At 63.4% G+C, this 12,518-nt stretch carries 12 protein-coding genes; 3 read left to right on the forward strand and 9 right to left on the reverse strand.

Features of this window, described 5'->3' with window-relative positions:
* Window positions 1-46 precede the first annotated feature (46 nt).
* Complete coding sequence (locus ABRP30_RS02995) at window positions 47-985, forward strand: LD-carboxypeptidase (RefSeq protein WP_349975237.1); 939 nt, start codon at window positions 47-49, stop codon at window positions 983-985.
* Window positions 986-1,017: 32 nt separating this feature from the next.
* On the opposite strand, the gene ABRP30_RS03000 is transcribed toward ABRP30_RS02995, so the two are convergent.
* The 5 genes from ABRP30_RS03000 to leuS all read right to left on the reverse strand — a co-directional run bounded on the left by ABRP30_RS03000 (window position 1,018) and on the right by leuS (window position 7,027).
* Entirely contained in the window at window positions 1,018-2,334 is a 1,317-nt protein-coding gene (locus ABRP30_RS03000) for a lytic murein transglycosylase (protein ID WP_349975238.1), read from the reverse strand.
* 60 nt (window positions 2,335-2,394) lie between these two features.
* Window positions 2,395-2,559 (reverse strand): alternative ribosome rescue factor ArfA, encoded by a 165-nt coding sequence (arfA, locus tag ABRP30_RS03005; RefSeq protein WP_241803941.1) that lies wholly within the window; start codon window positions 2,557-2,559, stop codon window positions 2,395-2,397.
* A 119-nt stretch (window positions 2,560-2,678) separates the two neighbouring features.
* Window positions 2,679-3,716 (reverse strand): DNA polymerase III subunit delta, encoded by a 1,038-nt coding sequence (gene holA / locus ABRP30_RS03010; protein WP_241803940.1) that lies wholly within the window; start codon window positions 3,714-3,716, stop codon window positions 2,679-2,681.
* Between the two features lie 37 nt (window positions 3,717-3,753).
* Window positions 3,754-4,359 carry an LPS assembly lipoprotein LptE gene (gene lptE, locus ABRP30_RS03015; protein WP_349975239.1) on the reverse strand — a complete coding sequence of 202 codons (606 nt, stop codon included), beginning with the start codon at window positions 4,357-4,359 and terminating at the stop codon, window positions 3,754-3,756.
* 61 nt (window positions 4,360-4,420) lie between these two features.
* Window positions 4,421-7,027 carry a leucine--tRNA ligase gene (gene leuS / locus ABRP30_RS03020; protein ID WP_349975240.1) on the reverse strand — a complete coding sequence of 869 codons (2,607 nt, stop codon included), beginning with the start codon at window positions 7,025-7,027 and terminating at the stop codon, window positions 4,421-4,423.
* A gap of 226 nt (window positions 7,028-7,253) precedes the next feature.
* Between leuS and ABRP30_RS03025 the strand changes: the two genes are divergently transcribed.
* Window positions 7,254-7,568: a hypothetical protein gene (locus tag ABRP30_RS03025; RefSeq protein ID WP_241803937.1), complete on the forward strand. Its 315-nt coding sequence runs from the start codon at window positions 7,254-7,256 to the stop codon at window positions 7,566-7,568.
* A gap of 134 nt (window positions 7,569-7,702) precedes the next feature.
* Window positions 7,703-8,464, forward strand: a complete 762-nt coding sequence (locus ABRP30_RS03030; RefSeq protein ID WP_349975241.1) for a YdcF family protein — start codon at window positions 7,703-7,705, stop codon at window positions 8,462-8,464.
* Window positions 8,465-8,511: 47 nt separating this feature from the next.
* On the opposite strand, the gene lnt is transcribed toward ABRP30_RS03030, so the two are convergent.
* From lnt to ABRP30_RS03050, 4 genes are read right to left on the reverse strand one after another with little or no spacing between them, the layout of a single operon-like run.
* Window positions 8,512-10,029, reverse strand: coding sequence for an apolipoprotein N-acyltransferase (gene lnt, locus ABRP30_RS03035; protein ID WP_349975242.1), 1,518 nt, complete (start codon window positions 10,027-10,029; stop codon window positions 8,512-8,514).
* Window positions 10,030-10,037: 8 nt separating this feature from the next.
* Window positions 10,038-10,877 (reverse strand): HlyC/CorC family transporter, encoded by an 840-nt coding sequence (locus ABRP30_RS03040; protein ID WP_241803934.1) that lies wholly within the window; start codon window positions 10,875-10,877, stop codon window positions 10,038-10,040.
* A 25-nt stretch (window positions 10,878-10,902) separates the two neighbouring features.
* Window positions 10,903-11,376: an rRNA maturation RNase YbeY gene (gene ybeY / locus ABRP30_RS03045; protein WP_241803933.1), complete on the reverse strand. Its 474-nt coding sequence runs from the start codon at window positions 11,374-11,376 to the stop codon at window positions 10,903-10,905.
* Complete coding sequence (locus tag ABRP30_RS03050) at window positions 11,369-12,367, reverse strand: PhoH family protein (RefSeq protein WP_241803932.1); 999 nt, start codon at window positions 12,365-12,367, stop codon at window positions 11,369-11,371. The genes ybeY and ABRP30_RS03050 overlap by 8 nt, the downstream gene beginning before the upstream one ends.
* Window positions 12,368-12,518 lie beyond the last annotated feature (151 nt).

The following is a 12,518-nucleotide window of genomic DNA, read 5'->3' on the forward strand; positions in this document are numbered from 1 at the left end:
GGCATCGGCATTTTTGTTTTTGTGCCCCGCGCTGCAAGGAGTTGCGATGAATTGCGCCGAAACGTCTGAACACCGCCTGCCCGCCGCACTGCCGGGCAACGCCTGCTTTGCCATTGTCGCTCCGGCCGGGCCGGCAAGGCTGGATGCGCAAAAGGCTGGCCAGTGGTTTGCCGAACGCGGCTATCGCTGCCGTATCTACCCTGGAGTTGGGCAGGCCGAGGGCTATCTGGCGGGCTCTGACCAGCAGCGGTTACAGGATCTGCACGATGCCTTCACTGACCCGAGCATCGACGCGGTCCTGTGCATGCGCGGTGGCTACGGCAGCATGCGGCTGCTCGATCGGCTCGACTTCGATCTGATCCGGCGCAACCCCAAGCCGCTGATCGGCTACAGCGATATCACCGCGCTGCACACGGCTATCTACCGCCATAGCGGCTTGATCAGCTTTCATGGGGCGATGCTCAACGCTGACCTGCTCGGCGCGAAGCTGGCGCCGACCGAGGCGTCGCTGATCGCGCAACTGAGTGGCGCGTTAGGGGAGGGCGACGCCATCGTGCACCCGGCCGAATTTGCCTTGAGTTGCGTGGTGCCTGGCGTTGCCCGTGGGCGTCTGCTGGGCGGCAACCTGTCGATTCTGGGCGCGACCCTGGGAACGCTGGCGGAGATCGATACGAATGGCTGCATCTTGTTCATCGAGGATGTCAACGAGCCGCTTTACCGGGTGGACCGGCTGCTGACCCAACTGCGCCTGGCAGGCAAGCTGGCGGGCGTCAAAGGGGTGCTGGTAGGGGATTTCGCCGGGATCACCGTGGCGGCGCTGACGCCCCTTTTGCAAGATACTTTCCGGCCATTGGGCGTGCCGGTGCTGGCAGGGTGGCGCAGCGGGCATTGTGATCCGAATGTGTGCCTGCCGCTGGGGGCAGAGGTGGTGCTGGACAGCGAGGCGCAGCGCCTGGTATTGGCGCAGGACCTGTTCAAAGCGTGAGGTTGTAGGGGCGCAAAGCGCCCCCTGGTTAATCAGCGTTGACGCAGGCTATCGAGCAACTTATGCGTCGGGTACCCATCCGCTGGCCAGCCAAAACCCTGCTGCGCATTGCGAATGGCCTTGCGGGTATTGGCGCCGATGATGCCATCGGGGTTGCCCGCATCATGGCCGTTGGCGTTCAGCAGGTTCTGCAATTCCATGCGCTCGCTACGGCTCAGCGGCATATCATCCTTCGGCCAGCTGCCAGCGATGAAGCCCCAGCCCGAGAACCGATCGCCCAGCAAGCTCACGGCCAACGCATAGGACGATGAGTTGTTGTACTTGAGAATGGCGCGGAAGTTGTCCAGCACCAGGAAGGCCGGGCCACGGGCGCCGGCCGGCAGTAACAAGGCCGCGGAAAGGTCGTTGCTGCCCATCGGCAGTTTTGTGCCCGCCGGCAGTTTCACACCCAATTGCAACCACTCACTGACGGGTTTGCGCAACGCGCCATCGGCTAACCAGAAGTCGAAGCCTGCCGGTACCTGAACCTCGAAGCCCCATGGCTGACCGCGCTTCCAGCCGGAGCTCTGCAGGTAATGCGCAGTCGATGCCAAGGCATCCGGGGTGCTGTTCCAGATATCGCGGCGGCCGTCACCGTCGAAGTCCACTGCATGGGTGTTGTAGGTGGTGGGGATGAACTGGGTCTGGCCCATGGCGCCGGCCCAGGAGCCACGCATGGCCTCCGGCTGGATGTCCCCGTGCTGGATGATCTGCAGCGCGGCAATCAGCTGATCCTGGGCAAATTGCGGGCGGCGGCCTTCATACGCCAGGGTAGCCAGCGAGCGGATGACCGACTTGCTGCCCTGGAACTGGCCAAAGTTGCTCTCCATGCCCCAGACCGAGACCAGGACCTGACGGTCTACGCCATAGCGCTGTTCGAGGCTGGCAAGTAGTTCGGCATTCTGCTCAAGCAGCTTCTTGCCGTTGCGCACTCGCAGGGGTGACAGCGCACCTTCCAGGTATTCCCACACTGGGCGGGTGAATTCGGGCTGGCTGCGGTCTGCCTTGATCACGTCCATGTCAGGCGTCACGCCAAGGAACGCACGATCGAACGTGCTGGCCGAGATGCCCGCCTGCAGGGCTTGCTGGCGGAAGCCGGCCTGCCACTGGGCAAATGTTTGCAGCGGCTGAATTTCAGTGCTGACGTCGGGCGTGGCGCTGGGCAAAGTCACTACCGGCGCAGGCTGGGCGGGGGCCAGCGGCAGGGCGTCGGCGGCGGTGGGCTTTTCCGCGCAGGCGACGAGCAGGATCAAGCTGGAGGCCGCGAGCAGTTGGCGGGATTTCCGGCGGGGGGTAAGACTGAAGGGCATGCACAGATCCAGAATTTCAGGTCAGGTGTCGACCATATCATGCCTGCGCTTTCGATGCTTTCATGCGGCCAAAAAGTAAGAAGCCTCCCAATCTTTCGACTGGAAGGCTTCGCGGCGGTAGCTGCCTTTGCCCTTGTCTGGTCGTTCCTGACGGCAGCGGAACAAGGGTTGGGCAACGATGGATTTGGCCTTGTTGTGGCCTTGTTTCTTCGGCTTTTTGCTCATGGCGGGGTTCCCGGGCCGGTTGGGTTTCGGGCGGACTCTAGGCCTGTGCAGCAGCCGGGGCCAATTGATTGTGTCAATGGTTTGAGAGACAGGCCTGCAAAGCAGCGCCAATCCTGGCGTCACTCAGGCGGTAGAGCCAATCGCTGCCCGGCCATGAGCAATGACAAGCGTGACAGCCCGGTCCAGGGTGAACCCTCGGCTTGGCCCTTGATCTGCGCATCGATGCGCTGGGCATCCTGCAGCAGCTGCGCCCAGCGCTGCGCCGACAGGCGCTGCAGGGCTTTGCTGACCAGCGGCCGGCGTTTGTCCCACACCGGTGGGCGGGCCTGGCTGAAGGCCTTGTCCAAGGGCACGCCTTGGCTGAACTGTTGCGAAAGCCCTACCAGCAGACGCAGTTCGCGCGCCAGCGCCCAAAGAATCACGGGTGGCTCTACCCCTTCGCCGCGCAGGCCTTCGAGCATCCGCAGGGCATGCACAGCGTCGCCATTGAGAATGGCATCGACCAGGCCGAACACGTCGAAACGCGCGCTGTCGGCAACGGCTGCCTGCACCGTCTCGACGGTGACCTGGCTGCCGTCGGCGAGCAATTTGAGCTTTTCGATTTCTTGAGCGGCAGCCAGCAGGTTGCCCTCGACACGTGCCGCGATAAGGTCGACCGCATCACGCTGGGCCGAAAGACCGGCCTGTGCCAAACGCTGGTTGATCCATTGCGGCAACTGCTGGGCATCCACCGGCCAGATCTGGATGAACTGGCAATGGTTGCCCTCGATCAGGGCCTTGCCCCACTTGGTCTTCTGCGCACTGCCATCGAGTTTGGGCAGGCTGACCAGCAGCAGCGTGTCCTCGGCAGGGTTGGCGCAGTATTCCATCAACGCCGCAGCGCCTTTGTCACCAGGCTTGCCCGAGGGCAGGCGCAGCTCCAGCAGCCGGCGTTGGGCGAACAGGGACAGGCTGGCACCGGCCTGAAGCAAGGTGCCCCAGTCGAAACTGGCGTCGGCGCTGAACACCTGGCGCTCGTCAAAACCCTGCTGACGCGCGGCATTGCGTATGGCGTCGGCAGCTTCCTGACACAGCAGCGGATCATCGCCACTGACGACATAGACCGGGGCCAATGCGCCTTGCAGGTGCTTGTTGAGTTGGGCGGGGGCGAGTTTCATCGGAAACAGGCGGGGCACCGGGGTGCCCCGCACGGGCTTATTTGCCCGGAATTTCCAGAGGCGATTGCTGCGGCGTTTCTGCCTGCTGGCTGCGCGCGGCCTCCAGCGCAGCGGCTTCGGCCCTGGCGCGTTCGTCGGCATCGCGCTGCAACTGGTCCAGCTGCGTCGGCGTCAGCATCTGCAGGCGCACGACCATGGCGTTGACCAGGTCGCGGCGCATTTCTTCGCGGGCAATGGAGGCTTCCTGGTCGGAGCCGGTGATGTTGCCGCCGTCGCGCACATAGATTTTGCGCACTTCCAGCTTGTCGCTCATCAGCTCCAGGTTGTTCAGGCCCAGGATGCTGTAGCTGAGCACGGTGGTCAGTTCGTACTCGGCAGATTGGTTGCTGCTGGCGTAGGACGCTGCGCGCTGGGTCTGCTGTTCGTTGGTCAGTACCAGGCGATACGGCGCGCCGGTGTGCACATTGACGCCGCTGCGCTCCAGAACGTCGCGCAGTTGCGTCACGGTCGGGCCGTAGGCATCACGTGCGCTGACGTCCATTTCCTTGACGCTGAGCTCGGAGGTGCCGGTGCCGCGCAGCTGGAAACCGCAGGCGCTGAGCATGATGGCCAGGCCCAATACCAGCAGATTGCGTTTGATCATGTTGTTGCTCCCTTGTGGGCTGATACCGCCCACCCGCACTGGCTGCAGGTGAGCGTTGCCATCAGTTGGCGACGATGTTGACCAGCTTGCCTGGCACTACGATGACCTTGCGGATGGTCAGGCCATCGATGAAGCGCAGGACATTTTCGTTGTTGCGGGCGGCGGTTTCGATTTCTTCGCGGCTGGCGGCCGCAGGCATTTCTACCTGGCCACGCAGTTTGCCGTTGACCTGGACCACCAGGGTTACGGTGTCCTGTACCAGAGCGCTTTCATCGACCACCGGCCAGCCAGCATCGATCACGGCTTGCTCATGGCCCAGCGCGTTCCACAGCGCGTGGGAAATGTGCGGAGTGATCGGTGCCAGCAGCAAGGTGACGGCCTCCAGGCCTTCCTGCAGCAGCGCACGGTCTTGCTCGGTGGCCTGGGGGGCCTTCTCCAGAACGTTCATCACGGTCATCACCTGGGCGATGGCGGTGTTGAACTTGTGGTATTGGCCCACATCGGTGCTGGCCTGCTTGATCGCGGCGTGGATGGCACGGCGGATGACCTTCTGCTCGTCGTTCAGCGCGGCGAGGTCCAGTTTACCCGGCAGGCCCTGGTTGACGTGGCCCTGGGCCAGGCGCCAGACACGGCGCAGGAAGCGGCTTGCACCTTCGACGCCGGAGTCCGACCATTCCAGGCTCATGTCAGGCGGCGAGGCGAACATCATGAACAGGCGGCAGGTGTCGGCGCCGTAGGCGTCGATCATCGACTGCGGGTCGACGCCGTTGTTCTTCGACTTCGACATCTTCTCGGTGCCGCCGATTTCTACCGGCAGGCCGTCGGTCTTCAGGCGTGCGCCAATGATCTTGGCCTTGGCATCGCGCTCGATTTCGACGTCGGCCGGGTTGAACCAGTCTTTTCCACCGTTGCTGGCCACGCGGTAGTAGGTCTCGGCGACCACCATGCCCTGGGTCAGCAGGTTCTTGAACGGTTCATTGGAGGTGACCAAGCCTTCGTCACGCATCAGCTTGTGGAAGAAGCGCGCATAAAGCAGGTGCAGGATGGCGTGTTCGATACCACCGATGTACTGATCGACCGGCAACCAGTGGTTGGCCGCTTTCGGATCGACCATGCCCTGGTCGTAGTTCGGCGAGGCGTAGCGGGCGAAGTACCAGGACGACTCGACGAACGTGTCCATGGTGTCGGTTTCACGCTTTGCCGCGGTACCGCATTTCGGGCAGCTGCATTCGTAGAACTCGGGCATGCGCGCCAGCGGCGAGCCGGCGCCGTCCGGTACCACGTTCTCGGGCAGGGTGACCGGCAGTTGGTCTTCCGGCACCGGCACGTCGCCGCAGGACGGGCAGTGGATGATCGGGATCGGGCAGCCCCAGTAACGCTGGCGGCTGATGCCCCAGTCGCGCAGGCGGAACTGGGTGCGGGATTTGCCCAGTTCCTTGCGGATCAGGGCCGCCTCGATGGCGTCGAAGGCACCGGCGAAGTCCAGGCCGTCGAACTCGCCGGAGTTGATCAGTTGCCCGTGCTCGCCGTAGGCAGCCTGCCATTCGCCGCCGACTTCATCGCCAGCGCTGGTGCGCACCACAGCCTTGACCGGCAGGTTGTACTTGCGGGCGAACTCGAAGTCGCGCTCGTCGTGGGCCGGCACGGCCATCACGGCGCCGTCGCCGTAATGCATCAGCACGTAGTTGGCGACCCATACCGGCAGTTTTTCACCGGTCAGGGGGTGCTCGACCAGCAGGGAAGTGGGCATGCCCTTCTTCTCCTGGGTGGCCATGTCGGCCTCGGCAACGCTGCCGCTCTTGCACTCGTCGATGAATGCCTGCAGCGCCGGGTTGCCCTGGGCGGCCTGGGTAGCCAGCGGGTGCTCGGCGGCAACGGCGACGTAAGTCGCGCCCATCAGGGTGTCTGGACGGGTGGTGAAGACCTTCAGCGCACCTTCGTGGCCGATGCTGGCCTGATCGTACGGGAACTGCACCTCCATGCCGCGCGACTTGCCGATCCAGTTGCGCTGCATGGTCTTGACCTGTTCAGGCCAGCCCGGCAGTTCGTCGAGGCTTTCGAGCAACTCGTCGGCGTAGTCGGTGATGCGGAAGTAGTACATGGGGATTTCGCGCTTTTCGATCAGCGCGCCCGAACGCCAGCCGCGGCCGTCGATGACCTGCTCGTTGGCGAGCACGGTCTGGTCGGCCGGGTCCCAGTTCACGGTGCCGTTCTTGCGGTAGATGATGCCTTTTTCGAACAGGCGGGTGAACAGCCACTGTTCCCAGCGGTAGTAGTCCGGCTTGCAGGTGGTGACTTCACGTGCCCAGTCGATGGCAAGGCCCAGGCTTTTGAGCTGGGTCTTCATGTAGTCGATGTTTTCGTATGTCCACTTGGCCGGGGCGACATTGTTTTTCATCGCCGCGTTTTCCGCGGGCATGCCGAAAGCGTCCCAGCCCATCGGTTGCAGGACGTTCTTGCCCAGCATGCGCTGGTAGCGGGCAATCACGTCGCCGATGGTGTAGTTGCGCACGTGGCCCATGTGTAGCTTGCCGCTCGGGTACGGGAACATCGATAGGCAATAGTAGGTGTCTTTGCCTGGCTGTTCGGTAACAGCGAACGACTGTTGCTCGTCCCAGAAATGCTGGGCGGCGGCTTCGATATCACGGGGCGTGTATTGTTCGTGCATGGCTACTTTTGGCTGAGAGAGAAGAGACCTTGTTCCAGGCAGCGGAACCTCGCTGCGTCCGGCACTCCGGTGTCGTGAGAGTGAACGCCGTAGCATACAGTAGCGCCGCGCATCGTGGGAAACCCTGATTGAGAATGGCCGCTGGTCGCTGCATCCGGCTGCTTTCGGAAGCAGCGCTAAGCTCAGGTGTGGGGGGAGATATTCTTACCTTCAATGAGGTGAACGGATGGGAGAGACGCAGCTACCCGCAACCAAACCGGAGCTTTACGAACGCCTGATCGACCGTCTTGGCCTGGCCCTGGAAGTGGCCAGAACATCGGTACGATTGCGCGACGAGATGCCAGCCGAACTGGAGTTGCGTGGCCTGAGCCATGCAGAGTTCGAAGTGATCAAGGCTTACCTGGACTCAGTCCCGGGACGCCGTAATGCCTGCGCCGGTAGTTACCCGCAGGCGGAGCCGACATCGGCGAAGATCATCTGGCTCAAGGACAAGAAACGCCCCGCCAAGACGGCGACACCCCGGACGCTGCCACATCGCTAGCCGTTCAGGACGCCCGGCGCAGGCCATCGCGCCCCGGTAATTCAATAAACACTCCACCTGATCGACGCCGGCAGCGCACTTGTTGACCGGCGCCGATCCTCATAGGCTGCACGCCTGCCAAGGAGGTGTAGCCAATGCCGATTCGATTTTTCATCAAACAATGGTTGATGCCGCCGGGCGTCCTGTTCCTGCTGTTGCTCGCGGCCTGGTGGCTGCGCGCCAGGCGCCCGCGGTTGGCCGCACTGTGCTTCGTGCTGGGGCTGGGCGGGTTGTGGCTGATGAGCCTGCCACTGGTGGTGCAGCAAGGTGCGCGGCTGCTGGAAACCGAGCCTGCCCTGGCACCCGGCGATTGGGCCCGCCTGGCCCAGCGGGCCGATGCCATCGTCGTGCTGGGCGCGGGGCGTGAACGTGGCGATCCGGCGTGGGGCGGTGAGGACCAGCCCTCGGCAACGGCGCTCGAGCGCATGCGTTTTGCCGCGCGGCTGGCCAAGGCGTCGGGACTGCCGGTGCTGACCAGCGGCGGTTTGCACTACGGTACGCCGCCGAGCGAGGCGCGGTTGATGGCAGACCGGCTGCGTGAAGATTTCGCTATCGAGGTCAAATGGAAGGAAGAGGCCAGCCGGACCACCTGGGAAAATGCCCAATTCAGCGCGCAATTACTCAAGCCTCTGGGCATTGGGCGTGTGGTGCTGGTGACCCAGGCGTGGCACATGCAGCGTTCGCGCTGGAGCTTCGAGCAGGCGGGGTTCGAGGTGGTGCCGGCACCGGTGGGGTTCCTGGGGCGGGACCATGCGCGGCCGTTCGCCGGGTTGCTGCCGGAAAGCCGGGCAATGTGGCAGAGCGGGCAGTTGCTCAATGAAGCGGCAGGCTTGGCGGGGTACCGGTTGTTCTACTGAACCAAGGCGCTCCCGGGCATTTCCGGGAGCGGCCTTGTATCAGCTGATCAGACGGTTTTGGCTATGCGCCCGGCCAGCAGTGCCCAACCCAGCAGCAAGGCACAAACAATCGCCAGCGGCCACGAACGCCACTGCAGATACGGCGTCAGTTGCTGCATCGGCACCACGTCGCCATACAGCACGGCCCGTTGGAACTGCGGAACCTGCGCCGTAATTTTGCCAAACGGGTCGATCAGGGCGGTGACGCCGTTGTTGGTGGCGCGGATCATCCAGCGGCCTGCTTCCAGCGCGCGCATCTGCGCCATCTGCAGGTGCTGCAGCGGGCCGATCGAGGTGCCGAACCAGGTGTCGTTACTGATGGTCAGCAACAGGTCACTGCGCGCGGCCAAGCCCGCCGCGAATTCGGGGTAGACCACCTCGTAGCAGATGTACGGGGCAATCTGGTAACCCTTGGCCTGGAGCAGTGGCTGGTCTTCTGGGCCGCGCGCGAAGTCCGACATGGGCAGGTTGAAGAACTCGATCAGCCCGCGCAGCATGTCCTGCAGTGGCACGTACTCGCCGAAAGGCACCAGCTTCTGCTTGAGGTAGGTGCCGTCGCCTTCGCCCGTCACGGTCACGCCGTTGTAGTAGCGGCGCTGCTGATGCACCACCTCGCGTACAGGCACGCCGGTGATGAGCGCCGAATGCCGGTCGGCTGCAAAACGCCCCATCACATCGATGTAGCCTTGGGCCTGGTCCTTGAGGATCGGCACCGCTGTCTCTGGCCAAACCAGTAGATCCACCGGCTTGGAGCTGAAGCTCATGTCGCGGTACAGCGCCAGCTGGGCGTCGATGTGGGCCGGGTCCCATTTCAGCTCTTGTTCGACGTTGCCCTGCAAGGCCGCGACCTTGAGTGGGTCACCCGCAGGCTTGGTCCACGCGTGGCCTTTGAGGGCCATGCCGACGACCCAAGGCGCCAGCAGCAACACGACGCCGACAGCGAGGAACGAAGGGCGCGCCCGCAGACGTGGCAGGTTGCACAGCAGCGCCGCGCTCAGGGCCAGGGCGAACGAGATCAGCCACACGCCGCCCAGCGGCGCCAGGCCGGCCAACGGCCCGTCCAGTTGGCTGTAACCGGCATACAGCCAAGGGAAGCCGGTCAGGAACCAGCCACGGAAGGCCTCTTGCAGCAGCCATAAGGCGGCAAAGCACAGCGCATCGGCCAAGGGGGCTTCATTGCGGCGCAGCCAGCGGGCCCACAGCCAGGTGGGCAGGGCAAAGAACCAGGCGAGGGCGGCGAAGAACGCCAGCAGCAGCACGATCGCCAGCAGCGGCGAGGCGCCGCCGTAGGTGTTCATGCTGACGTAGATCCACCAGGTGCCGGCGCCATACAGGCCGAACCCGAACCACCAGCCGCGCCACATGGCCTGGCGCGGGGTCAGCTCGCGCAGGCCGAGGTAGAGCACCGCGATGGACAGCAGCGCCAGCGGCCAGATGTCGAATGGCGCCAGGGCCAGAAGGGTAGAGGCGCCGGCCGCCAAGGCCAGCAGGTTACCGGGCCAGCCGGGGCGGGTGATCCAACGCATGTTTGTCCTTAGCGGGTGATCGGGGTCAGGCGCAGCAAGTGTATCCGCCGGCTGTCGGCATTGAGAATACGGAACTTGTAGGTACCGATCTCGGTGGTCTCGTTGCGCTTGGGCAGGTGGCCGAAAGCGCTCATCACCAGGCCGCCAACCGTGTCGAATTCATCATCGGAGAACTCGCTGTCGAAGAACTCGTTGAAGTTCTCGATCGGGGTCAGCGCCTTGACCAGGAAGTCGCCGCTGGGCAGGGGCTTGATGTAGCTGTCTTCTTCGACGTCATGCTCGTCTTCGATGTCGCCGACGATCTGTTCGAGCACGTCCTCGATGGTGACCAGCCCCGCCACGCCGCCGTATTCGTCGATGACGACGGCCATGTGGTTGTGGTTGGCGCGGAACTCGCGCAGCAGCACGTTCAGGCGCTTGGACTCGGGCACGAACGTGGCCGGGCGCAGCAGGTCCTTGATGTTGAAGCTGTCGCCGTTCTCCTTGAGGATCAGCGGCAGCAGGTCCTTGGCCAGCAGGATCCCGAGCACATCGTCATGGCTTTCGCCGATCACCGGGTAACGCGAGTGCGCGGCGTCGATGACGGCGGGCAGGAATTCGCGAGGCGACTGGGTAGCCTTGATGCTGATCATCTGCGAACGCGGTACCATGATGTCGCGTACCTGCAGGTCGGCGACCTGGATGGCGCCTTCGACGATGGTCAGCGCTTCGCTGTCGAGCAGCTTGTTCTGATGGGCTTCGCGCAGCAGCTCAAGGAGCTCCTGGCGGTTTTTCGGCTCATGGGCAAAAGCCTGGGTCAGTTTACCCAGCCAGGACTTCTGCCCGTTGCTCGATCGATCTTCGCTCATGGCGGTTCTCGTGATCCTTGCAGTATCAGTGTGTGATTGATTCGTTTTCATCATCGGCATACGGGTCGGGGTGACCCAGTTCTGCCAGCAATTCCCGTTCCAGCGCTTCCATTTCCTCGGCCTCATCGTCTTCGATGTGGTCGTAGCCCAGCAGATGCAGGCAGCCGTGGATGACCAGGTGCGCCCAATGCGCTTGCAGCGACTTGCCCTGTTCGGCAGCCTCACGCTCGACCACTGGCACGCAGATCACCAGGTCGCCCAAAAGCGGGATATCGAGCAGTTCATCGGGCACATCGGCCGGGAACGACAGCACGTTGGTCGCGTAGTCTTTGTGCCGGTAGGTATGGTTGAGCTCGCGGCCTTCGGCTTCGTCGACCAGACGGATGGTCATTTCCGAGTCGGCGCTGCGCTGGCGCAAGGCCAGTTCGCACCAGGCGCGCAAAGCGGCATCGTCAGGCGTGGCGGCATCCGTGGCGCGTTGCAGGTCAAGTTCAAGCATCTTTGCCGGGCGCCTCGGGCTTGGCCTGGCGGGCATCGAAGCGGTCATAGGCCTCGACAATGCGCTGCACCAGTGGGTGACGAACCACATCTTTGGGTTGGAAGTGGGTAAAGCTGATACCCGGAACGTCCTTGAGTACCTCGATCACATGCGCCAGGCCCGACTTGGTGCCACGTGGCAGGTCGACCTGAGTGATGTCGCCGGTGATCACCGCAGTGGAGCCGAAGCCGATACGGGTCAGGAACATTTTCATCTGTTCGAGCGTGGTGTTCTGGCTCTCGTCGAGGATGATGAAACTGTTGTTCAGGGTACGGCCGCGCATGTAGGCCAGCGGGGCGATCTCGATCACCTGGCGCTCGATCAGCTTGGCCACGTGCTCGAAGCCGAGCATTTCGTACAGGGCGTCGTACAGCGGGCGCAGGTACGGGTCGATCTTCTGGGCCAGGTCGCCAGGCAGGAAGCCGAGCTTTTCGCCGGCCTCGACCGCCGGGCGCACCAGCAGGATGCGGCGCACCTGCTCGCGCTCCAGCGCATCGACGGCGCAGGCCACGGCCAGGTAGGTCTTGCCGGTACCGGCCGGGCCTACGCCGAAGTTGATGTCGTTGCCCAGGATTTCCTTGACGTAGCGCTGCTGGTTGACGCCGCGCGGGCGAATGTTGCCCTTGCGCGTGCGCAGGGAAACGCTGACCTCGTTGACTGCCGGGTTTTCGATGTTCTCGACGGTCGATTCCTGCAGGTACAGGTGCACGGTTTCCGGCGACAGCTCGGTGGCCTTGGCCTCGCGATAGAGGCGGCGCAGCAGTTGCTCGGCAGCAGAGGTGGTCTTGGGTTCGCCGATCAGCTCGAATTGATTGCCGCGGTTACGGATCTCGATGGCCAGGCGTTGTTCGATCAGGCGCAAGTGCTCGTCGAACTGGCCGCACAGGTTGGCGAAACGGTGGGCCTCGAAGGGTTCGAGGATGAAGCGATGAGGTTGTATGGGTGCGTTCAAGGTCGTTTTTGGCCGCTCGACGGCAATGATGGTGAACCCAAGAATAACCCTTGAAGGGCAGGGGCGAAAGCACTGAAACGTTCAACGGTATCGGCAGCACAGATCAACGGGCCTGTCTGTTATGATGCGCGCCTTTTCTTACGCATGTGTT

This window comes from Pseudomonas sp. WHRI 8519, assembly GCF_040224055.2.
Classification (GTDB): Bacteria; Pseudomonadota; Gammaproteobacteria; order Pseudomonadales; family Pseudomonadaceae; genus Aquipseudomonas; species Aquipseudomonas putida_X.